General features: G+C 34.7%; 25 protein-coding genes and 2 other annotated features. Of the genes, 15 read left to right on the top strand and 10 right to left on the bottom strand.

Annotated features, from left to right (window positions below; genetic code table 11):
* Positions 1 to 20 precede the first annotated feature (20 nt).
* Positions 21 to 257 (bottom strand) — a binding site (T-box leader).
* A 165-nt stretch (positions 258 to 422) separates the two neighbouring features.
* Positions 423 to 650 carry a hypothetical protein gene (locus tag AC3WVZ_RS24140; RefSeq protein ID WP_106823623.1) on the top strand — a complete coding sequence of 76 codons (228 nt, stop codon included), beginning with the start codon at positions 423 to 425 and terminating at the stop codon, positions 648 to 650.
* Positions 651 to 728: 78 nt separating this feature from the next.
* Here the strand turns inward: AC3WVZ_RS24140 and AC3WVZ_RS24145 are convergent, their stop codons facing one another.
* From AC3WVZ_RS24145 to AC3WVZ_RS24155, 3 genes are all read right to left on the bottom strand, one after another.
* On the bottom strand, positions 729 to 1,544 hold the full coding sequence (locus AC3WVZ_RS24145) for a hypothetical protein (protein ID WP_233935516.1): 816 nt from the start codon (positions 1,542 to 1,544) through the stop codon (positions 729 to 731).
* 128 nt (positions 1,545 to 1,672) lie between these two features.
* On the bottom strand, positions 1,673 to 2,455 hold the full coding sequence (gene yidC / locus AC3WVZ_RS24150) for a membrane protein insertase YidC (protein WP_233935517.1): 783 nt from the start codon (positions 2,453 to 2,455) through the stop codon (positions 1,673 to 1,675).
* A gap of 28 nt (positions 2,456 to 2,483) precedes the next feature.
* Complete coding sequence (locus AC3WVZ_RS24155; RefSeq protein ID WP_000394930.1) at positions 2,484 to 2,768, bottom strand: hypothetical protein; 285 nt, start codon at positions 2,766 to 2,768, stop codon at positions 2,484 to 2,486.
* A gap of 277 nt (positions 2,769 to 3,045) precedes the next feature.
* On the opposite strand from AC3WVZ_RS24155, the gene AC3WVZ_RS24160 reads away from it, so the two are divergent.
* Positions 3,046 to 3,939, top strand: a complete 894-nt coding sequence (locus AC3WVZ_RS24160) for a YitT family protein (RefSeq protein WP_000530044.1) — start codon at positions 3,046 to 3,048, stop codon at positions 3,937 to 3,939.
* Between the two features lie 109 nt (positions 3,940 to 4,048).
* Here the strand turns inward: AC3WVZ_RS24160 and AC3WVZ_RS24165 are convergent, their stop codons facing one another.
* Positions 4,049 to 4,570, bottom strand: coding sequence for a GNAT family N-acetyltransferase (locus AC3WVZ_RS24165; RefSeq protein WP_000397300.1), 522 nt, complete (start codon positions 4,568 to 4,570; stop codon positions 4,049 to 4,051).
* A 460-nt stretch (positions 4,571 to 5,030) separates the two neighbouring features.
* Here AC3WVZ_RS24165 and AC3WVZ_RS24170 point away from each other — a divergent pair, with 460 nt between their 5' ends.
* Complete coding sequence (locus tag AC3WVZ_RS24170; protein WP_001077773.1) at positions 5,031 to 5,417, top strand: DUF3938 domain-containing protein; 387 nt, start codon at positions 5,031 to 5,033, stop codon at positions 5,415 to 5,417.
* Between the two features lie 248 nt (positions 5,418 to 5,665).
* On the opposite strand, the gene AC3WVZ_RS24175 is transcribed toward AC3WVZ_RS24170, so the two are convergent.
* From AC3WVZ_RS24175 to AC3WVZ_RS24195, 5 genes are all read right to left on the bottom strand, one after another.
* Complete coding sequence (locus AC3WVZ_RS24175; protein ID WP_000404758.1) at positions 5,666 to 5,806, bottom strand: DUF3985 family protein; 141 nt, start codon at positions 5,804 to 5,806, stop codon at positions 5,666 to 5,668.
* A 96-nt stretch (positions 5,807 to 5,902) separates the two neighbouring features.
* The gene (locus tag AC3WVZ_RS24180; protein WP_121868613.1) at positions 5,903 to 6,955 is read right to left on the bottom strand and encodes a zinc metalloprotease; all 1,053 of its coding nucleotides are present in this window, start codon (positions 6,953 to 6,955) and stop codon (positions 5,903 to 5,905) included.
* 42 nt (positions 6,956 to 6,997) lie between these two features.
* Positions 6,998 to 7,705 carry a DUF3169 family protein gene (locus AC3WVZ_RS24185; protein ID WP_000837717.1) on the bottom strand — a complete coding sequence of 236 codons (708 nt, stop codon included), beginning with the start codon at positions 7,703 to 7,705 and terminating at the stop codon, positions 6,998 to 7,000.
* A complete protein-coding gene (locus AC3WVZ_RS24190) occupies positions 7,695 to 7,916 on the bottom strand; it encodes a helix-turn-helix transcriptional regulator (protein ID WP_000776168.1) in 222 nt (73 codons plus the stop codon). The genes AC3WVZ_RS24185 and AC3WVZ_RS24190 overlap by 11 nt, the downstream gene beginning before the upstream one ends.
* 225 nt (positions 7,917 to 8,141) lie before the next feature.
* A complete protein-coding gene (locus AC3WVZ_RS24195) occupies positions 8,142 to 8,756 on the bottom strand; it encodes a DedA family protein (RefSeq protein WP_000454754.1) in 615 nt (204 codons plus the stop codon).
* 401 nt (positions 8,757 to 9,157) lie between these two features.
* Between AC3WVZ_RS24195 and AC3WVZ_RS24200 the strand changes: the two genes are divergently transcribed.
* The 6 genes from AC3WVZ_RS24200 (at position 9,158) to AC3WVZ_RS24225 (ending at position 13,909) form a co-directional block, all read left to right on the top strand.
* Positions 9,158 to 9,601: a DUF3978 family protein gene (locus AC3WVZ_RS24200; RefSeq protein ID WP_000388769.1), complete on the top strand. Its 444-nt coding sequence runs from the start codon at positions 9,158 to 9,160 to the stop codon at positions 9,599 to 9,601.
* 30 nt (positions 9,602 to 9,631) lie between these two features.
* On the top strand, positions 9,632 to 10,093 hold the full coding sequence (locus tag AC3WVZ_RS24205) for a L,D-transpeptidase (RefSeq protein WP_000735063.1): 462 nt from the start codon (positions 9,632 to 9,634) through the stop codon (positions 10,091 to 10,093).
* A 364-nt stretch (positions 10,094 to 10,457) separates the two neighbouring features.
* Positions 10,458 to 11,123 carry a response regulator transcription factor gene (locus AC3WVZ_RS24210; RefSeq protein ID WP_000148833.1) on the top strand — a complete coding sequence of 222 codons (666 nt, stop codon included), beginning with the start codon at positions 10,458 to 10,460 and terminating at the stop codon, positions 11,121 to 11,123.
* Positions 11,101 to 12,543 carry a sensor histidine kinase gene (locus AC3WVZ_RS24215; RefSeq protein WP_000201965.1) on the top strand — a complete coding sequence of 481 codons (1,443 nt, stop codon included), beginning with the start codon at positions 11,101 to 11,103 and terminating at the stop codon, positions 12,541 to 12,543. The genes AC3WVZ_RS24210 and AC3WVZ_RS24215 overlap by 23 nt, the downstream gene beginning before the upstream one ends.
* A gap of 140 nt (positions 12,544 to 12,683) precedes the next feature.
* Positions 12,684 to 13,586, top strand: coding sequence for an EamA family transporter (locus AC3WVZ_RS24220; RefSeq protein WP_000410484.1), 903 nt, complete (start codon positions 12,684 to 12,686; stop codon positions 13,584 to 13,586).
* 125 nt (positions 13,587 to 13,711) lie between these two features.
* On the top strand, positions 13,712 to 13,909 hold the full coding sequence (locus tag AC3WVZ_RS24225; RefSeq protein WP_425594311.1) for a hypothetical protein: 198 nt from the start codon (positions 13,712 to 13,714) through the stop codon (positions 13,907 to 13,909).
* Positions 13,910 to 13,950: 41 nt separating this feature from the next.
* On the opposite strand, the gene metG is transcribed toward AC3WVZ_RS24225, so the two are convergent.
* Positions 13,951 to 15,585, bottom strand: coding sequence for a methionine--tRNA ligase (gene metG, locus AC3WVZ_RS24230; protein WP_079004612.1), 1,635 nt, complete (start codon positions 15,583 to 15,585; stop codon positions 13,951 to 13,953).
* A gap of 50 nt (positions 15,586 to 15,635) precedes the next feature.
* Positions 15,636 to 15,906, bottom strand: a binding site (T-box leader).
* Between the two features lie 114 nt (positions 15,907 to 16,020).
* Here metG and AC3WVZ_RS24235 point away from each other — a divergent pair.
* The 6 genes from AC3WVZ_RS24235 (at position 16,021) to AC3WVZ_RS24260 (ending at position 23,204) form a co-directional block, all read left to right on the top strand.
* Entirely contained in the window at positions 16,021 to 16,839 is an 819-nt protein-coding gene (locus tag AC3WVZ_RS24235) for a class I SAM-dependent methyltransferase (RefSeq protein WP_233935519.1), read from the top strand.
* Between the two features lie 414 nt (positions 16,840 to 17,253).
* Positions 17,254 to 18,948, top strand: coding sequence for a methyl-accepting chemotaxis protein (locus AC3WVZ_RS24240; protein ID WP_233935521.1), 1,695 nt, complete (start codon positions 17,254 to 17,256; stop codon positions 18,946 to 18,948).
* A gap of 721 nt (positions 18,949 to 19,669) precedes the next feature.
* Complete coding sequence (locus tag AC3WVZ_RS24245; RefSeq protein WP_002026534.1) at positions 19,670 to 20,365, top strand: DUF6973 domain-containing protein; 696 nt, start codon at positions 19,670 to 19,672, stop codon at positions 20,363 to 20,365.
* 25 nt (positions 20,366 to 20,390) lie between these two features.
* Complete coding sequence (locus AC3WVZ_RS24250) at positions 20,391 to 20,633, top strand: hypothetical protein (RefSeq protein ID WP_000723536.1); 243 nt, start codon at positions 20,391 to 20,393, stop codon at positions 20,631 to 20,633.
* 441 nt (positions 20,634 to 21,074) lie between these two features.
* The gene (locus AC3WVZ_RS24255; protein ID WP_233935522.1) at positions 21,075 to 22,766 is read left to right on the top strand and encodes a methyl-accepting chemotaxis protein; all 1,692 of its coding nucleotides are present in this window, start codon (positions 21,075 to 21,077) and stop codon (positions 22,764 to 22,766) included.
* A gap of 120 nt (positions 22,767 to 22,886) precedes the next feature.
* Positions 22,887 to 23,204, top strand: a complete 318-nt coding sequence (locus AC3WVZ_RS24260) for a metal-sulfur cluster assembly factor (protein WP_000076421.1) — start codon at positions 22,887 to 22,889, stop codon at positions 23,202 to 23,204.
* The last annotated feature ends 42 nt before the right edge of the window (positions 23,205 to 23,246 follow it).

Genomic DNA, 23,246 nt, shown 5'->3' on the forward strand with positions numbered 1-23,246 from the left:
AAAAAAACACTCCTCCCTAAAAAAGGGACGAGTGTTGTATTCGTGGTTCCACCCTTGTTTCAATTCGCAAAGTAACACACTTCACCAATTTCTCAAGTCTAAATAACGGTTTTTGCCGGCAAGCAATTACTAGATGCTCGTTCACTGCTGCAGTTCAGAGGTGGTAATCCATTTTTCCGTATTAGGAAGCTCACAGCCAAAGGCTTCCCTCTCTGAAAATCGTAAAAAATTGATCGTGTCCTCATCATCACTTCTTGATGTCGAATTTTGTAGTTATTGTTCATTATATTGAATTGTTAGAAAAAATCAATATATTTTTTATATAACATAGGAAATATTTCTCTTCTTATATTATAACAGAAGATACAAAACTTCCCTATTTCCCTAAAAATGGTATAATCCGTTTAGGAGGTGCACCAATAATGATTGCTGTCTTTTGTATTATCGCTACGTTTCTCTCTGTTCTATTCGCTATCATGTATCGAAACAAGTATCCTGGTTATAGCATTTTAGCGGTAGCTATTATACCAGCTGTTTCCTTCTACGTATTGGGTAAATATCAATATACGGAAGTGTTTATCGGTTTTGCAATCTTCTACTGCATCTTCGGATACATACTAACAATGAAAAGAATTTTATTGAATCATTAAAAGGGACCGATTTCTGCTGACAGAAATCGGTCCTCGCACGTACCTTCCGGTTGCCCACACGAAAGATACATAAATCAATTATTTATCTTCTTTTTTCATAAAAAACTTATGGTGCGGTAAATCAACATTCAATGCGTCTAATTGTTTCTTTTCATTCTCTAAAATCGCTTTTGCTTTTGTTTTTGTTGCTTCATCTAATCCAGCAAAGATGTCTTCATGCTTCTCTTTCTCTGGGAGTTTCACGCCTAACTTCGTTAATTCTTCTTTTGCTTGCTCATGCGTTAATTTTCCGGATTTCTTTTGCTCTAAAATGGACTTCGCTTTCTCTTTTGTCTGTTCATCTAAGTTAGCAAACATGTCTCCATGTTTACCTTTCTCCGGCATTTTCACGCCTAGCTTTGTTAATTCCTCTTTTGCTTGCTCATGCGTTAATTTTCCAGATTTCTCTTGCTCTAAAATGGACTTCGCTTTTTCTTTCGCCTGTTCATCTAATCCCGCAAACATTTCTTTGTGCTTACCCTTTTCTGGGAACTTCACGCCTAATTTTGTTAATTCTTCTTTTGCCTGTTCTCGTGTTAATTTACCAGACTTCTCTTGCTCTAAAATGGACTTCGCTTTTTCTTTCGCCTGTTCATCTAATCCTGCAAACATGTCTTTACGCTTCTCTTTCTCTGGAAGCTTTACACCTAGTTCCTCTAACTGTTTCTTTGTATCGTCCATAATTGTTTTTACTTTTTGTTTTGTAGCGTCATCCAAATCCTTTTTCGCCGTTTTTGCAGGCTGATCCACTGCTGGAGTATTCGTTGCCGCGAATGCCGGAATGCCGACTCCTCCAATGATTCCGAATGATAAAGCACCTGCAATCGCTAAATAACCAACTGTTTTCTTCTTCATAGGAAATTTCCTCCTTCATATTTCTAATGCATGTACACTTTCGTATACAATGCCTATAGTAATGTCGGTTTCTTAACATTTCCTTAACGATTTAACAAAAAACACCGCTCGTAATGAGCGGTGTTTCTCTATGCTTTTTGTAATTGTAACTCTTCACGTTCCATTATTTTTCTTAATACAATTGTTTGTGTCATTGTAAATAAGTTACCTGTTATCCAGTACAACACAAGTCCTGATGGCGCCGCAAACCCCATAAATAGAATCATTGCCGGCATCATAATTTGCTGCATCTTTAGCATCTGTACTTGTTCTCCAGGTGTAATATTCGATTGGAAAACTTTCATCTGAATAAATGTCGTTAACGCTGCAATAATCGGTAATATATGATATGGATCTGCATGTCCTAGGTTCACCCATAAAAACGAAGATGTGCCAATCTCTTCAGTTCTGCTAATCGCATAATACAAAGCAGAGAAAATCGGCATTTGTATTAATAATGGCCAGCAACCAGCAAGTGGATTCCAACCGCCTGATTTCATTAGTTCTGACATTTCTTTTTGATACTGCTTTTGTTTTTCAAGGTCTTTGCTTACATCACCGTACTTTTTCTTTAGCTTCTGCAATTCAGGTTGCATTTTCTTCATTTTCGCTTGGCTGCGATATTGCGAAACAGCTAATGGAATCATTGCTGAACGAATAACGAGCGTCATAATAATGATAGCAATCCCAAAGCTAGCTCCAGGTATATGATGAGCAACAAATTGAATCATAAACGAGATTGGATATACAAAATAATGATCCCAAATTCCCGTACTATGTGCATCAATTGGGGCTGCATTACTGCAACCAGATAAAACAAAAACAAATAATAATGATAAACTAACGAGCACAGCTCGGTATGATTTTAACATGTTCATTCCTCCAATGTTTCGTAATTATTTAGCGAAACATTGGCGTATACGGACCGACCTCGTCATTCTCTTCACTTGATTCTTGTCTACGTACAGAACGAATCATTCCATATTTATAAAAAATAGAAAATAGCGGTACATTTCCCGCACTATCTTCACATGTATCAACTAACGCAAAAGCTCTTTGTCTACCGCTTGATGCTTGTTGACGCACAAAGCGAGAAACATTAGCAAGGAAGAAAACTTCTAATAAACAAAGTGCCGTCGTTACAAACGATATATATAGAATTGCATCCTGCAATAAAAATTCCATCGCTTCACATCCTTAATAAGGTCATTTTAGCACATCGGGCAAATATTCTCTATTTCCTTTTATTTTCAAAAAAAGTATTTTGCATATTTTCTCAAGAAAACAATAATTAAGAAACGTTGTATTCGCTTTCTTTAGCATATTCACACACATCAATGAATAGGCTTGATTTATTAGAAATTTATAAAATTTTTGCATTATAATAAAACTATTGCCAGTTTTTGAAAAAACCTTTATTCTCTTCTTGTAATCAAAAATGAATATGGAGATGAAACATACTATGGGTCAACTAGGAGACGCCGATTACGTTCCCGACACCGCCTTTTTATCCTTCCCAGCAGCTAAAACATTTCACTTAGAATTTATGATACAGTTGGTTGTTATTTTTATAGCTTCTATTTTGTATGCAATTTCTATGAATATGTTTTTTATCCCGCATAATATGATTAGCGGTGGATTCGCTGGTGTAGGGATGATTATCGGTTATTTAATGCACTACAATATCGGTGCACTTATCTTTTTACTAAACATTCCTCTTCTTATTTTAAGTCACTTTTACTTAGGCAAGAAGACAACCTTTTTAACAGCTTACTTTGTAGCTGTGTCATCGTTAGCGATGAACATTATCCCGGTACACCAAGTTTCAGACGATATTTTACTTTCTTCTGTATTCGGTGGTGTTATCTGCGGAGCAGCTTCAGGAATTATATTCCGATTTGCTTCTTCAACAGGTGGTTTTGATGTTGTTGGATTGATTGTAGCGAAATATCGAGATGTTTCAATTGGAGCAATCATATTTGTATTCAACTTAATCTTACTTGTAGCAGCAGGTTTTATTTTCGGATGGGATATTACACTTTATACGTTAATTAGTCGATTTGTAGTCAGCAAAGTTATCGACGCTGTGCATACGAAACATATTAAATTAACGATAATGACTATTACAGAAAAAGGCGAGGAAATAAAAAGCGCACTACTACATCACGGCATACGCGGGGTGACAATGGTAGACGCTGTCGGCGGCTATACAAACCATAAGAAAAAAATGATTTACACTGTCGTGACTCGCTATGAGTTAGGCGAAATGAAACGTATTATCCGTCAAGTGGATAACAAAGCATTTATGAACATTACTGAAACAGTTGAAATTGTCGGCCGTTTCAAACGCATATAAAAAGGTTAATAAATTAAAGGGCATAACATATTAGTCATATATAATATGTTATGCCCTTTGTTATTCAACTAACGTACCTTTTAGCATAATAAAATCACTAAGTTTATTACTACAAATCGGAGGATAGCATTCCATATACAATACTATCTGTCCATTCATCTTTATTCCAAAAATCTTGTATGAAATGGGCTTCCTTTCTCATACCTATTCGTTCACACAATTTTTGTGAAGCTGTATTACGTGCATCAAGATTAGCCTGTATACGATGTACATTACATTCATTAAATAATTTCAATACCAAACTACTTACTGCTTCTGTCGCCAAACCTCTCCCAGCTACTTCATTTGAAAAACTATAACCAATCTCAACAGTGTCTTTCATATTTGTGTACCATACGGATAAATCACCAACTACTTTAGTTTTGTATATAACTGCCAAACTTAATATTGTTTCTTTAGTAAGTACATTATTTGCTATCTTCTTATTAAATCTTTTCTGCATGTCTTCATGAGTCCACTTATTATGTAATAGGAACTTACATGTATCATCACTATTATAAATAGCAAATACATCCTGTAAATCAGTACTCTTAAAAGGTCTAATTATTAATCTTTCTGTTGTGAACTCCAAGTTAGCTCTCCTCCCTTACATTCATGCTATAAAACATTTTTTATAGTATTTAAGCCTCATTCTTAGATCTCACCTTGATTACATATTTCATCATAATAAATTAAAATCCTTCTTCCACTAAACTGCACCGTTAATGGTATTTCCTTACGCTTTTTATTTTTTACACTTATTACAAAATCAGATAATTCTATTATTATGTCCCTAAATGTGTTATAATGAAAGCAGACTCACAAAAAAAGAGTATATAGACTTGGAAGTTTCTCTTATTTTACAAGCAAAAAGAAACGAGCAGTCGGGTATATTTCAGACACCATACACGTAACGGTTTAAACAACCGATTATCTTAGTTACTCTTCAATGATCTTTTTATAAAAAGATACGTACAATTAAAACTCACTTCAATATACTATACCTACCTTTTTGACTTCCAAATCATCTTATTACATAGGGAGATGAACATATGAATCAATATATACGATATACAATAGCTGTCCTGTTTGCTATTATCGGCGGAACAATATGCTTCTGGACAAACACTCAGCTTGGAGAGAATATCATCTTTAATGGAATCGAAACACTTGTAAGCGCTTCAATTTTAGGCGGATACATTTACTTCCTCTTCAATCCAGAAGAAAACGCTCAAAAAACAATGTTATTAACAATGATCGGAATCGTTGGTGGATGTATTTCCTACTCAATGACAAACTATACATTACCACTTCAATTAAGCTCAGCTTTCTTCCACGGTCTATGGACTTGGTTCATTGCATTCTGCCTAGCAGACGTATTCAACCTTTTACAAGACAATGAAGAAGATAGCGGTCGCCAAATTGAAAGTAACTCTTAAGCTGGAAGATACTCTTCCAGCTTTTTCATGTTGGTTTGCATATCCCCGCATCACGATAAAAAGAAGTTACCCTCACGGCAACTTCTTTTCCACATACCCCACTTCGTATTCACTAAAATATATCAACGATTTTTCAAATATATCGATTGTTTCTCCACTTATATCAACGATTTTTTCATTATATCAACGATTCGACGTAGGATATCGATTTACCGACATCCTTCGACACTCAAAACGCACAACATACCCTATCCCCCAAGCAACTTACTGCCGAACTCTACGATTAAAAAGATAATTAATAGGATCGCGAGTATCTTTAATGCTACATATGCCACTTTAAAAACAACATAAATGAGCAAGACTATCAAAATAATTGATAAGATTTCCATATTTACTTCCTCCAAGCTTTGCTCTTCTTATCTCATTTTACTCGCCCTAGGCTGTTTATGGAACGGCATAAGATGACATATAAAAAAGAGGATACCTCACCCATCGTAAGATACCCTCTCTTTCAGCTGCTCAAACCATTCTCTTTCTAATTGTAAATATCCCATCTCACTCTTCTCGGCGCTCTTTAATTCTTGATCGGCTTTCTTCATATAAGTACGGGACGCTTCCATATTACCCTCTACATATCTAATAATTCCTTGTGTACGGTAATATCCACTTAGGTCCATTTTTGTAATAGCCTTTGCATGTTCCTTTGCTTCTTGCAAAGAAAGACTATCCATCTGATAAAGGGCTTTATATAAAAGGTACCAACTATGAAAACTACTAACGAAAAACTTATTTTCTTTCGTTACAGGTAGTTGAACAATTCGTTCTATATACGGTATCGCTCTTTCCATTCCCTCTTGATCTGCACGAGCAAAAAAGACGAGCATAAGTCTACTCATTATCTCTCTTATCCCTTTATTCTCTTTTATTTTCTCCTCACTCAATTCTACTAACCTTTCATCCCAATCTTTCGGTCTTTTATAACTAAATAACTCACTCGATATTTGAATCTCATATAAGTGATTTCTAGCTCTTTCATCATCTTTAATTAAAATAAGAAATTGCATCCCATCACTCATAAGCATTCCTTTTATCGGCACAATTGTAACCGCAAAGATTGCAAAATGGAAAAAGGAAAAATATAAAAGATATTGATAATAACTCACCATATATATGTAACCGGAAGTAATACCAAATAGTAAACTCGTAATCGGTCCACCTAAAGTGAGCCACGCCCACTTTTTCGAAAGATTCGGTGTCTCTATAGAAGGTGGTACTAGTGTTGCAACGCCTCCAAAGTACGCCCACAATTTATTTTCTCGAATGCGTAATTTTCCTTTTTCTTTTTGAATAGTAATGGGTCCTACTGTCATAAATTTAAATGTCAAACCACCTATTACACCAAATACTACATGTCCTAGCTCATGAATGGCTAACACTAACAATGAAATTCCAACTATTGCCCATAAGTTCAAAATTACTTCTAATTTCCCAGTTCGGATTACTCCGTATAAAATGGACAGAATTAGCGCCACTGTCATTGAGCCAGCTGGCCTTCTTAAAATATCCACCTTTTTCTCCCCTTAATAAATCATTTTTCTTTGCATTTCGTACATGAACTTCCCGAGATGCAATATCCAAATAAATGAGATTAAGCCAATTAATACAAAATCGATATCACTAGCAGCTGTATATATAACGGCAGCCCACCATACATATGCCAATATTGTATTCGTAAATTCATACGCTTTATATCCAGCCTCATGCACAATGTGCTTTAATCCTTCATCTGCGTTTTTCGTCCACATTTTCATAGATTCCATATACGTTACACCTTGTTCAGGATATAGCTTATTATAACGATTTTTTGTTATAAGTCCGATAATTACTACAGTAGTTAAACAAACAATAGAAGCCACTAAATTCCACACCGCAAATGAAACATTTGTATCCTGCAACAGTGCACGTCTACATGTAATAACTGCATATACAAACCATGCCTGCGTAACTATATCGCCTACACGTAAATATATACTTATAATGCCTAATTTTCTGCCTTGTACGCTCTCTTCTTCATCGCGTGCCTCTGCTAACATACGTGTATTCTTCCAAGTATAGTACATCATTAAGATTCCAAAAATAGTACATATACCTATAAATGTATTGGATGATAATTTTCTCGGTTCATCCGAGAGTAAATTTAAAGCTATATAAGACGTTAAAAAGCCGCCCATCATACTTAATGCTATTTTCCCCACAGAATCAAATTGTTTTTTTCGTTTACTCTTCATCGTCCTCTTCCCCCTCTACTAACGTAAATATTTCCTCCACCGGTACATTGAAAATTTGTGCGATTTTTAACGACAATACGATAGATGGTGCATAATCCCCGCGCTCAATTAAACTAATCGTTTGCCGTGATGATCCAATCGCTTTCCCTAAATCCCCTTGTGATAAACGATGCTTTGCTCGCAATTCCCTCACTCGATTTTGAAGCTTCATGTCTTCCCTCTTTTTCATTTATTTAATTAAAATTGTAAATAATATCCTTATTTTTGTCAATTATAATTGTCATTACGACTATAATAATTGACAAGATACTTATTTCTTATCCTGTATCAAATTCCTATAAAGAATGTAAAATGTGCATTAAACATAGTCTTAAAAATAAAAAAGTCAGTGCTTTTGCACTGACTTCCTAAATTCTGACATAGAATGGATTTCATATTAACTTGCGTTTTGTAGTAATACTCGTTTTAACTGCTTACGGAAACGAATACCTAACGTAACCGCTACAATCACAATAACTCCAAAAATGATTTTACCGATATGACCTTCTAGCACTCCAAAGATATCATGTAAGTTTCCACCTAACCAGTAACCACCGATTAAGAAGAATGATACCCAAAATAGAGCACCTGAATAAATTGTAATGGCAAAACGACGGAATGGTAAATTAATAATTCCTGCAAAGTATCCTGTGAAATGACGTACACCAGGAATAAAGAAACCAATAAAAATTAAGAAGTACCCATACTTATCAAACCACATTCTCGTTAAGTCAATTTTTCTTTGCGTTAAAAATACGTATTTCCCATACTTTTGAATGAAAGGCATACCTAATTTATTTCCTAAAAAGTATTGAATCGTCATTCCTACACTTGTCCCAATAAAGGATAGAATAATTAAAATCGGTAAACTTAAATCACCCTTATGTGCTAAAAATCCCGCATATGCTAACGTTGGCTCTCCCGGAAACGGAAGTGCAATATATTCTAACAGCAAGCCGACAAGTACAACATAGTACCCGTATTGCTGAAATAATTCATGAATCCATTCCATGTCATCTCTCCTTTCAATCACGTACAACTTCTTACTATTATTGTATAAAAAAATTGTCGAAATAACTATCACAATAGCTTACATTTTTATTACATTTTTGTAAGGGTCACACTAGTGATTTTCGTTCTTTATTAAATAGTAAAAATCATTTTTCAAGTCGAAATAGCGAAAAGGCGCATTAATAACATGCAAATTTTATCCATTTTTTAGCACTAAAAAACCTCTCTTATTTTGTTCTCAATAAAAAACCATCACAAACTCATGCTAACTTCATATTAGCTTCATATACGTATTGTAAGATTATATCGGAATTTGTTGAAAAATTTAACCAATATATGACTAAGCATTAATTTGAATAAATATAAGTCGTTTTTCGAAATTGAAAAAAGGGTGAATACGAAATGGAAGCATATAAAATGCACGATTTTATTAATACAAATGTTGAATCTCATCAAAATGAAACCGTTTTTAATTTACAAATCTGTGAAACAAGTGAATTTGACGTAAGTTTAACAAAATCTACAACACTATCTTTTATCGTTTCAAAAAAGAATATTAAAATTGTCACGAAAAAATGGATTAATTCAAATCAAGAAAGCATGATTGGCAAAAGCTACATCATTCCAACAAAAGCTTTTCATTATTTCTTACCAATCATCTCTGAAAATGAAGATGAGCTAAATATTCAAGTTCAAAGTTTTGGACTACGTGGTGAGCTTTTATTAAATGAAAGATTACTTATTGATAACAACAACAAACACAACAGCAAAATTACTACATTCTTTGAAACATTAGATGAAAATGTAAATAAAGCATTACGAGGATTACAACTTCATTGTATGTAAGACTCTTACGATAGTAAAAGGAGAATAACAATGAAAAAATTATTATTAAGCGCACTATTATCATTAGGATTTTTAACTCTTCCATTCTCTAGCGCAGAGGCAGCTACAACGAAAGATCAATTAATCGTAGACACTCAGTTAAATAAAATGGATTATTATCAGGATGGAAAATTTATAAAAAGTTTTACTGTCGCTACTGGAAAAGCTGCAACACCTACACCTAAAGGCACTTTTCAAATCGTAAATAAAATTAAAAATCGCCCTTATTATACAGGCAAAATTAAAGGCGGCGATCCACGTAATCCACTTGGTGACCGTTGGCTCGGATTAAATATGGCAGGAACTTACGGAACAACTTATGCGATTCACGGAACTAACAATAATCAAGCAATCGGCAAATGGACAACACTTGGTTGTATTCGTATGTATAACAATGATATACACTGGTTATTTGAGCGCGTTCAGCAGCAAGCTACTGTCACTGTAAAATAGCCTAAAAACAAGATTTATGTGTAGCCAAGAATTTTATGTCTTGGCTTATTTTATTTATTCATTTACAGTAGCAAAACAACTGTATTTACATATATAATAGGAATAGATTTGATTAGCTAATATTTAAACATTGATAAACGTAGATATTAAAATTATACAGTTATAATGTTTTATACATTTTATAATACATACTATAATAGAACTACTGTAATTCTGAACTATTCAGTAACACTAAACTATTCCCCTTGCTACCTTCATGATTATTTTATAGCGGGGGCTTATTATATGTATAAACAATCTGAGTCACTCGAAAAATGATGAATTCGAATATTGCAGTAAAAAGCGTTATTTAGGAGGTGTTACTATGACGCATATACTGGTGATTGAAGACAACCCAGATATACAAGAACTTATTCGTGAATTTCTAATGGCACAAAACTTTACAGTTGATGTAGTTGGTGCTGGAACAGAAGGTATTCTTCTTTTCCAAAAAAATTCATACGATCTTGTCCTCCTCGATGTAATGTTACCAGATATAGATGGCTATAGTATTTGTAAAATTATGCGAGGACAATCTGATGTACCAATCATTATGTTAACAGGCTTACATAATGAAGAAAGTGAAATTAAAGGATTTGAGTTAGGTATTGATGACTATATTACGAAACCGTTCCATTATACTGTATTTATTAAGCGTGTAGAGGCTGTATTAAGAAGGGCAGCAACGAAGGAAGCAGAAGCTGCAACTATACTACAATTCCATGAATTGATGTTAAACTCTACAGCATATGCAGCTTATGTTCATGGTAATCAAATTGAATTGACAACAAAAGAATTTGAAATTATTTATACTTTACTGCAAAATCGAGGAAAAGTATTATCAAGAAGTGATTTGTTGAATAAGGTATGGGGCTATGAACATTATGGTGATGTAAGAGTTATAGATACACATATTAAAAACTTAAGAAAAAAATTAGGAATTCCTTATATTAAAACGGTGAAAGGCATTGGCTACAAAATCGAATCGTAGCAAAGACAACATCACCAAAAATATTTTCATCAAAACCTTATTATTTTGTATTCTTTTATCACTTTGTCTTTATCAAATTATTTACTTTCTAGCTTCAAACTACGATAAAGAACGTTTTGCGAAAGAAAATGGAACGCCGACTACAGAACAGGCGAATTCAGATAAGCAAAACGACGAAAGTAAAACGAAGCAAAATAAAGCTGTGTCAGAGGGGAGCATTTCTAATTTCCAATCTTCTATTATAGATTATAAATCTCTTTCTACAGCTATCAATCACCTTTTGCAGCCTAGCCAAACTGTAAAGGCAAAAGAACATACACAAAATCTTTCGGGGAAAAATAGCACTTCTAATCCGCCTACAGAAGCAGAAAAGAAAGCCGCTAATAATGATGCCTTACATACACAAAATGCAGCAAGTAAAACAAATGATACAAATGATAATCCAAAGTTAGCAGATGCGTTGCAGCAATTAGCTCCACATATTGGCGCGACAATGCTTGCATTATCACTACTCGGATCATTAATTTATACAAAACTAATTGCCAAACCTTTTCAATATATGAGCGATGCTTTAAAAGATATTATGAATCTTGATTTCTCAGATAAAAAGCTACTTAACAAAAATACAGATCAAACAGATTTTAATTTGCAAGTAGCTGCTTCACAAGTACCAAATATTGTGAAGAATTTACATGCAAGCAATCAAGATTTAAGAAACGAGCTCAAGAAGGAACAACAATTAGAACAATCTCGTAAAGAATTTATGTCTATGGTATCCCATGAATTAAAAACACCAATCGCAGCCGTTATGGGACAACTAGATGGCATGATTCACGGAATTGGAGCTTATAAAGATAGAGATAAGTATTTGAAACGTTCCTACGAGATGATGCAAGACATTAACATATTAACGGAAAAAATGTCGGAATTATCCAAAATACAAAACCCTCAATTTAAACCGAATTTAGAAGTCATTTCTTTATCTAATATTATTGAGGATGTTATGAAGAAAGTAGATTACTTTGTATCTGTAAAACAATTAAATGTACAATCTAATATTAAACACGACGTACAAATTTTAGCTGATCCTAAATTTATTCAAACTGCTATTTTTAACATTATTTCAAATGCAATTCATTATACAATTGACCATCAGCACGTATATATAAAGCTTTATGAAAAACCAAATGGTTACGCATTAGAAGTATTAAATACAGGTTCACAAATTGATGAAGATAAACTTGCTCATTTATTTGAGCCTTTCTATCGCGCAAACCCTGATAAACACGGTTTAGTACAAGGTAGTGGTCTTGGATTATATATCGTGAAACAAATATTAGATAAACATCAGTTTCCTTACGGGATACAAAACACGCCTCAAGGTGTAAAATGTTCTATTGTATTCCCAAAAGCAATGTAAAAACCTACTACAATTTCATACCCCAAATTCATACTTCGTATGAGTGGCGGAATTTTGTAGAGTATATGACTCTGTTTCGTTCGCCCGTTATCCTTATTTGGATAGCGGGCGTTTTTTATTACTTAAAAGGAGGATTTTTTATGGAAAAGTTTAAATATTCATTGCTCGTTTTATTCGGTGCTTGCAGCTATGGCATACTTTCAACTATTTTCAAACTCGGATTCATAAATGGATTTTCAGCACATCAACTATTAGGGGGACAATATGTCTTCGGATGGATTGGACTATTTCTACTCGTTCTTTTCTTTTCACGTCATAAAGTAACAAAAAAACAATTCTTTTCCTTACTAACCGTCGGAACAACAATGAGTATGACTGGGATTTTCTACGCTATTTCTGTAGAAGAACTACCCGCATCTATCGCTGTCGTCCTACTCTTTCAGTTCACTTGGATTGGTGTCATTATCGAAGCAATTGCAAATCGAACATTTCCAAGCCGCGATAAGATTATATCTATCCTTATTTTATTTGCTGGTACATTGTTTGCAGGTGGTGTATTTGAAGGCCTCGGACAAAGTTTTTCTACGAAAGGGATTATCTTTGGGCTATTAGCTGCTGTCTCTTTTTCATTCTATGTTTTTGCAAGCGGGCGCGTCGCTACGGATGTTCCGCCTTATACGAAAAGCTTCCTTATGACAACAAGCGCTACTCTTATCGTATGCCTATTCTTTCCGCCAACCTTTTTAACAGACGGTGCTTTGCAAGCCGGTCTATGGAAATATGCTTTCTTCCTCGGATTATTCGGCGTTGTTGTACCTGTCATTTGTTTTTCAATCGGTGTACCAAAGGTTGGAACAGGGCTTGGTACAATATTAGGTGCAGCTGAATTACCAACTGCTATTATTGCTTCTATTACACTTGTACATGAAGTCGTAACGTTCATGCAGTGGATTGGAATTATTTTCATATTAGTTGGGATCTTCACTCCTCAGCTGCTTACGGCTAGGAAAGAAAGGAAACAAAATCGCGTGCATAGCGCTTGAAAAAATACAGAATTTATATAAAAGATATAACTGCAATTAAAATAAGTAAATTTATCTGGAGGTATAAATGACTATTTTAAGCATCGTATTTTTTGCTATTATGTGTATCTTCTTCCTAATAAGATATATGTAAAGAAAAGAAATTTTACGATTTACTTCTCATTCCCGTTTGTATATATGCAGGAGCAGTGAAAACTCCTTTCGTAGAGTACTTAAACTTTAATACTACATTTAAAATAACGTATGATATTGCAGCTATTATTCTTGTAATCCTTGCTGTACTTTTCTTTTTGAAAGATAAGAAAGAGAATCATACTGCATAACAAAAGACCTTTCATTTACTTGAAAGGTCTTTTTCTCTATCTCATTTTACCGCTCCATACAGCTTCTCTATCTCATGCTCAATTTGTTTTACATCGATTCGCTCAAATAATGGCTGTACGCTATCAATTCTACTTGGCAACGTATTTTGCGGTTCCCAATTTCGTTTCACAATCGACAATGTGTTTCGAACTCTTTCACTTGAAAATGGTAAAAACGGTTCAAGGAGATTTGCAAAATTAGCGATAAGATACACACAGTTATAAATCGTTTCTTCACATGAAACTGGATCATCTTCTCTTTGTTTCCAAGGCTGCTTTTCATCAAAGTATTTATTTGCAAAACGTACTGCATCAAATATTGTTTCTAGCGCCACCTTGAATTTAGTTTGCTCAATCGCCTCTCCTACACGCTTATATAATCCTTCTACTTTATCTTTCAGCTCTACCTCAATACTTCGCTTCGGCACGATACCACCATAATATTTTTCGATAAACTTTAATGTCCGGTTCACAAAGTTCCCGTATGCACCTAATAATTCACTATTATGACTGTAAATAAATTCCCGCCATGAAAAATCAGTATCGCGATTTTCTGGTGCGTTGACGGTTAAAAAGTAACGAATAGAATCTGGATCATAGCTTTCTAATATGTCAGGCACCCATACTGCCCAATTTTTACTTGTAGATAATTTTCTTTTTTCAACTGTTAAATATTCATTCGAAACGATATGACGCGGGATTGCTTCCTCCCCTATTCCAAGTAATACCGCTGGCCAAATGACGGAATGAAACGGAATATTATCCTTTCCGTGCACATAATATGTTTTCGCTTCGCTATCCCAAAACTCTTGATCATCTTTCCCTGTTTCTTCAGCCCAATGTTTACTCGCTGAATAATAGCCTGTCACTGCTTCAATCCATACGTAAATTTTCTTATCTTCATACCCTTCTACTGGAATTGGTACCCCAATTGGTAAATCACGTGATACGGCCCTATCTAGTAATCCTTCCTTTACATATCTCTCTGTTAGTTGAATCGCATTGTCGCGCCATGTCCCTGTTTGCTTGGCAATTTCTACAGCCCTTTTAATTTGCTCCTGAAATGTATGCAATGCGAAATAGAAATGCTCTGTTTCCTGTACGGATGGTGTACTACCACATAACTTACATTTCTTTTCTAACAAATCAAGAGGATCTAAAATAGCAGAACACGCATCGCATTGATCTCCTCTTGCTGCTTCATGGCAATGTGGACATATTCCTTCTACATAACGATCCGGTAAAAACTGCGTACACGTTTCACAATATGCTTGTTCCACTATTTTTTTATAAATATGTCCTTCTTCTAATAAACGTAAAAAAACATTTTGAACCGTTTCATGATGGTGCTCACTATCTGTACGTGTATAGCAATCATAAGTAAAACCAAGGCTACGAAAACATCGCTGGAACTCTTCATGATACTGATCAGCAATTTCCTTCGCTGTCACACCTTCTTGTTTTGCTCTAATTGCAATCGGTGTTCCATTACAATCACTTCCCGAAACATACAACACATTCTCACCTTTTGACCGGTAATAACGTGCTAAAATATCTCCAGGTAATAAACTCGCAATATGGCCAAGATGTAATGAACCATTCGCATACGGCCAAGCGCCCCCAATAAAAATACTCATCTTACATTCCTCCTTTAAAATATAAAAAGCCCCACCCCTATCTTAAAAAAGATAAGGGCGGGGCTGTATAAACAGTCGCGGTACCACCTTATTTCGCCAATTACTCACATAATTAGCCTTAACAAGTACGGAGCTATATGCTCTTATACTGTGGTTTTGATAACGAGTACCAACTCTCGTCGCCGCCTACTATTATCATTTAATAAGTTCAGGACGAAGCTCAAAGGCCATTGTTCAAATGAATATTCTTGCTTCTTCTCAGCTACCGAAGCTCTCTGGAAAGAATGTGTTCATCCTACTTTTCCTTTTCAACGCTTTTACGTATAACAAGTATTGTACGACTTAATCACAGAAAAATCAAACTTTTATCCAGAACGAAAAGGAAATCCCATCCTCCCGCCGAATACCTATACGTTCACAAAAAGAGTGATAACATTGAACCAAAAACAACTAAGCACTATAAATGAAAAAAGCTGGAATACAGCTGCTTATGAAGCTTGGACGAATCGCCATGGGGCGCCAGAGGATTATGCAAAAAAAATTATGGAAGATCCCACACGCGAAGTAGCACATTATTTACCTTACATACAATCTCCAAAAGGAAAACGTATTATTAACTTACTCGGCTCAAAAGGAAATAAAGCTGTCGCACTTGCCCTTTTAGGCTCTGACGTAACAGTTGTTGATATTTCAGCAAGTAATGCAAAATATGCAAATGAACTTGCGGACGCAGCAGGTGTCTCTATCCAGTATGTCGTTTCTGATGTATTAAATGTGCAGCTCTCCGAATCATTTGATATCGTATTGCTGGAACTTGGTGTACTCCATTACTTTCTAGATTTAAAACCACTCTTTCAAAAAATTGCTACTTTACTTAAGCGAGATGGAATGCTTATACTTCGTGACTATCATCCTGTTTACACAAAATTATTAGGAGTCGACCACCCATCATTTCAGGCCAATGGAAATTATTTCGATGAAGAATTAATTGAAGATGATGTTGCTTATAGCATCCTTCTTACAGAAGCACAGAAAGAATCGCTACCTAAAACAACCATCCGTCGCTGGACGCTAGGAGAAATCATTACAACACTTGCGGAAGAACGTTTTAAAATCGAAAAACTAGTTGAAGAACATGGATCTCATCAAAGATGGGTCTTTCCTTCTACTGCACCGGAAGGAATCGAAGAACGTATCCCTGGTCTATATACAATAATTGCGACAACATGCAAAAAAGGATCCCTTCACGGATAGGATCCTTTTTGCATGCTCACGCATATAAGTTGAGGTTGGAGATTACCATAATTCTGTAGAATAGGACACAAGATATTTCAACATTTCGTCTCTGACTTACGTCGTCAAAAAGGGGTATGACCAACATAACGAAGAGTAATGTTTTTAGTTGATACTGATAATCGTTATCAACTAATTAGAAGTATACATGATGTCATTTCAAATTTCAATAGCATTTCTAATATTTATTTATGAATTTTATGATATGCAAATGTATACATTTTAAGAACTTTTTCTAATACTAATCTGACTCCTTCCATTATCTGCTATAATTTTCATTGAACAGATTAATAACTTCATAATAATGTTTTTATTAATTTTGTTTTAAATATCTATAAATCATAATAAACAGTTTAAATGAGGGTAGGGGTAACGATGAAATATGTTAGTATTCGAAAAAAACTACTGTTCACACTCTTAAGCATTTCTTCTTTATTTAGTATTGCTCTTATTGTTATTCTTTCATTCGCCATGAATCAAGCAAGTGAAATCGAAACGTTAAAAAATGATGTATCAAAAAGAGCGACGATTTTAAAAGAACGTGGCGATTGGTTCCAAGCACAAGTTGCTGGTTTACAAGAATATTTGCTATCACATGATCAAAAAGGATTAGATAAGTTCAATCGAGAAGGGAAAAAATTAGCTGATACTAGAGAGAAAGTAACAAGTGACAAGAAGCTCCCAGAAGGAATGAAAGAAGCTATTTTAATGGGTGGAAAATGGCGTAGCGTCATAGATAATGAGGTACTACCTCTTGCGCTTGAAGGAAAATGGGACGAAGCATCCAAAATTGCTTTATCACAAACAGATTATGTAAATGATCTTTTAGGTCGTTTTAATAAATATACAAATGAAGAGAATGAGAAACGTGACGCATTAATTGCTGATGTCGAGTCTTCTTCATCACTTATTCAATATATTATTTTCTTCTCACTTATTACATGTACATTAACGTCTATCTTATTAGCATGGTGGTTCTCTGGTAAACTCGTTAAACCAATTCGACAAATTGATGAGAAGTTAAAAGAATTAGCTTCTCAAGACGGAGATTTAACGGCTAGATTACACGTAACAAGTAAAGATGAAATTGGTGACATTGCAAATTCCTTTAATCAAATGCTCACTAACTTACAGCATATAATAAAACAAGTTCAACAAACATCAACAAGTGTAAAAGAAGCTTCCGAAAATGTATTTATCGAAACAACCGCTTCTATGGAAAATACCGCAAGAACCCAAGAAACTATGAATGCTCTTGAACACAATATTCGTTCACAAGTTTCTAGCATTGAAGAAAGTTCAGCCGCAATGGATGACATGGCAACGAGTGTTCAGCGTATCGCTGAGTCCGCCTCTTCTGTTACTAGTTTAGCTGTCACAACTTCAGAAAAAGCAGATGATGGGAATAAAGTCATTGAGAAATCTATTACCCAAATGCATACAATTAACGAAGCTGTTAACGCTACATCACAAGTAGTTGAGCGACTCATTACACATACAAACCATATTGATACTGCACTTCAATCTATTTCGAATATCGCTGAGCAAACAAATTTGCTCGCTTTAAATGCTTCTATTGAAGCAGCTCGTGCTGGTGAACACGGCAAAGGATTCGCTGTTGTTGCCGATGAAGTTCGAAAACTTGCTGAACAATCTCAACTAGCCGCAACTGACATTAACCATTTACTTCATCAAATTCAAGCTGATACAAAAATAGCAAATGATATGATGACACAAGGTCAAGCAGAAGCTTCTGAAGGAATTACGGTTATTCGTACCGCCGGATCTTCATTCTCAGAAATTGTTAACCACATTAACAAAGTCTCTACACAAATGCAAGAAATGTCTGCAACTGCTGAAGAGATGGCTGCAAGCTCTGAAGAAATGAACGCAGCTTTAAATAATATCGCTTCTATTTCAAACGAAGTTGCTGCAGAAACATCACAAACAGCGCATTCGGCTGGTGATCAAGTAAACAAAATGAGTATCGTGGCTAACAAATCATCTGAAATGAAAACAATCGTACAAGAACTTGAAGTTCTCGTCTCTCATTTCAAAACAAACATTTAACGCGAAACTTTCATTTATACTTCTATGAGCTCCAAATTGTTAGAAAGAGGCTGTCTCAAAAGGTCACTAAAAACTACCTTTTGTAGACAACCTCTTTGTTTTTCCTTTATATGGGTAAAAAATACTTTAAGGGAAAGGAACACTGTTGATTCCCTCCTAAAATTTCGAATTTTCTCCTTTTAGTTGAGCCGTTATTGCCTACTTCCGTAAATTATGAGCAACACAAATAAGACCACATTTCAATCTATTTTTGGATGGTAAGGTGGTCTACCACCACCTGGATAACGAGATAAGAGGAGAGAGATCCATAGTTTCTACAGCTGCATGAACCACCCTTGAAAGATAATGTTCAGGAATACGAACCTCAACATCCAATGGAAAAGTAGAAATGTATACTTTTCTACTCTTTCTTAGTTTATTCAAAACCCTTTACCAGAGATACCGCCAGCATTCGAGAAAACCACGCTAAGCAAAATATATAATAAGCTGACTATATTGGCAGGTGTAACGATTGTACTAAAAAGATTTTAGACAGGTTCTAAAATAACCATTCACTTTATCACGTAAATATTTAACAATATGTAATTATATTACCTTTAATTACATATTTTAACATAAAAATTCATTAGTAAACAGTCTTTTATTTTCTATTAATAATATTTAAAATTTTCTAAGTAGGGTGATATCAAAATATATAAAAAACACAATAGCGTGGGGGTAAATGAATTTGAAGCTTAAGAAAACAGTATTCGGAATCCTATCTGGTATCTTATTAACGATGACAGTAGGTAATAACGCAGCAGCAGAAACTGCTCCAGTTAATGAACAAGCGTATATGGCTGCTTTTGAACAGTTGGTTGTAGAAATGGAGAACGGTCAGATTCAAAATGAAGAAGAAGGTAATGAAAGATTTGATGATTTAGTAAATGAAAAGGAAAACAATCCTAAAACAAGAGTACAACGTAGTGCTAGCATTGCAAATGCTTTAGGAAAAAGTGAAGAAATGCAAGCGTGTCTGAGATCAATAGGTGCATATAAATGTGGTCAAGCTAGACTAAATGCTAACGCAGCAATTAATATGGCTACAGCATATTATCCAAAAGCTAGTCTAAATAACGGAAAAGGTGATGCATTTAGACATGGATATTGGAATGCACTTATGTGTAAAAGTATAGGATGTTCGAATGCTAAAATTGTAGCAGATAATCATGAAAGATATAATATGACAGAAAAGAAATTACATGATATGGATTATTATAATAATGAACGAGGCCGAATTATGTATAATTGGCGGGCAGCTAATGGTTACGCTTTAACGCCGCAAGGTTTGGCAGATAATCTTAATCAGGATATAAGAAATGGTTTACTAAAATATATAAGACAACCCGAAGGCTGGTTATTATGGACTAACCAATAAATAACAGATTAGGAATAGGTACATCATGAAAAAAATTAATATTTTAATTTCAATATTAATAATTTTATTTTTATGTTTAGTCGGATTTATATTTTTTAATGATACTACCAAAAATGAAAGATATATTATTTGGGAGAAAAATGTACAAGAAAATAATAGTTTACTAAAAAAGCTACAAAATAATGATATCCCTTACAAAATTGATAAAAAAGGCAATTTAGAAATTCGTGAAAAAGATATTAATAAAGCTACACTTTGTTGCACTTAATCCGTGCTCAACCGTGTAAAAAGACGAGAGAATTCTCGTCTTTTTATGTTGTATAAACATTCCTATCTGGTTTACTTAACGTCTCACTATCGATAGCAATCAAAAAGCGAATCCCAGCTCTCATAAGGAATCCACTCTTTCTTTTTCTACGACGCTATTTTTATATGTTCCTATCATCGGTCAATAGTTCCTCTACTTTCCCTCACCAGAACCTCCACCATCTATTGTGACGAAATGATGCAAGACATGTCCATAAATGTATTGTATATTGAGTCGCGGACTTTTTTTACCTTAAAATATCTCTTTCTATCTCTCATTCCGTCTGCTATAATTCCTAAAGGAAATAAGAAAGCTTTATTCCAACTGGAGTAAAGCTTTCTTTCAATTTTTTACATTTATTAATTCTAATACTAAGATTTCACAAAGGAGGCTTTTTATCATATGAATTTTGTAAGTATCAGAAAAAAACTTATGTTCATGATGGGAACGATTTGCGCTTTATTCGGTATCGCCTTAGCATTTATTTTATTTTTTGCTATTGACCAATCTCGTAAAGCTGAAACATTACAAAAAGAAATTTCTCCACTGGCAACAGAATTAAAAGAGCGTGGAGACGCTTATCAAGTACAGCTCTCTGCTTTAAGAGGTTATTTACTACAACATGATCAAGTCGAATTAGACAAGTTTAATGAGATGAGTAAACGTCTTGAGGATTCAAAAGATAAACTTCTTTCTAATCCAAATCTTTCTTCGTCCGTAAAAAGTACAATGGAATTAGGGTCTACTTGGAGAAAGTTCGTTGAAGAAAAAGTATTCACTCTTGCAAAAGAACAAAAATGGGAAGAAGCTTTACAAGTAGCTTCTTCAGAGAACGGAACTGTCTATAAAGTAATTGGTGACTTCACAAATTACAGTAATGAACAAGCTAAATTACGTGAACAATCTATTGAAAAAATTGACCAATCTGCACTCTTAATCGAATATGTTATTTTCTTATCACTTGTTATTTGTATTGTCGCTGCAATTATTCTTGCATGGTGGTTCTCTGGTAAACTTGTGAAACCAATTCAACAAATTGACACAAAACTAAAAGAATTAGCCTCTCAAGAAGGTGACTTAACGGCACGTCTACAAGTAAATAGCAACGATGAAATCGGTGCTATCGCAACATCATTTAATAAAATGTTAGAAAACCTACAACATATCATTAATCGTGTTCAAAAAACATCAGTGGAAGTACAAACTGCTTCTGAAAATATGCTAGAAAAAACGAATACATCACGTGAGGCGACAGTAAGAGTCCAAAGCTCGATGTCCAACTTAAATGCAAGTATTCAATCACAAACTTCTAGTATGGAAGAAAGTTCAACTGCAATGGACGATATGGCAGTAAGTGTTCAGCGTATTGCTGAATCTGCTTCATCTGTAGCGGAACTTGCTGTTGCCACATCTGAACATGCTAGCGATGGCAGTACCGTTATCCAAAAATCTGTTTCACAAATGACAACAATACACGAAGCTGTAAATGCTACGTCAGAAGTGGTTGAACGTCTAATCACTCATACGAAATATATTGATACTGCTGTACAATCTATTTCTAATATTGCTGAGCAAACAAACTTACTTGCTTTAAATGCTTCTATTGAGGCAGCTCGTGCTGGTGAGCAAGGAAAAGGATTTGCTGTCGTAGCTGACGAAGTTCGAAAACTTGCTGAACAATCTAAAACAGCTGCAACAGACATTAATCAATTACTACATCAAATTCAAAATGATACAGAAACTGCTAGCTCTATGATGTCTCAAGGCCGTTCTGAAGCATTTGAAGGCATTAATGTTATTCTTGAAGCTGGTACTTCTTTCTCAACAATTGTAGAACAAGTAAATAAAGTATCTACTCAAATGCAAGATATATCAGCAACTGCTGAAGAAATGGCTGCAAGTGCTGAAGAAATGAACGCTTCACTTAATAACATCGCTTCTATCTCTACTGAAGTATCGAGCGAAACTGCCGCAACGGCACAATCTGCTGAAAAAAAAGTTATCGTTATGAATGAAATGGCAGTAACTGCTGGAAAAATGAAACAAACAGTTGAAGAGTTAGATCAACTCGTATCTCATTTTAAAACAGAATAGATGTTCAAAAAATATCCCTTCTTTGAAAGAGGGATATTTTTTTGAGCTCATTTCCTGCACATTATGCTCATTTCCGTTATAATGAGAATCGATATCATTAAAGTGTAGGAGGGGCTGCTTATGTCACAAGAAGCATTTGAAAATAAATTACTTGCCAATTTAGAGGCTGTTATTGACCCTGAACTAGGTGTTGATATCGTTAATCTTGGATTAGTTTATGATGTTACAGCAGATGAAAATAATAATGCTGTCATTACGATGACTATGACTTCTATCGGTTGTCCAATGGCTGGGCAAATCGTATCAGACGTTAAAAAAGTATTATCAACAAACGTACCTGAAGTTAATGAAATAGAAGTAAATGTCGTTTGGAATCCACCGTGGTCGAAAGAACGTATGTCACGTATAGCGAAAATCGCATTAGGTATTCGCGACTAAATAAAGTGGAAATTTCATCATTTGCGGATAGCGGGATAAAGA

This window comes from Bacillus sp. CPT56D-587-MTF (genome assembly GCF_058792335.1).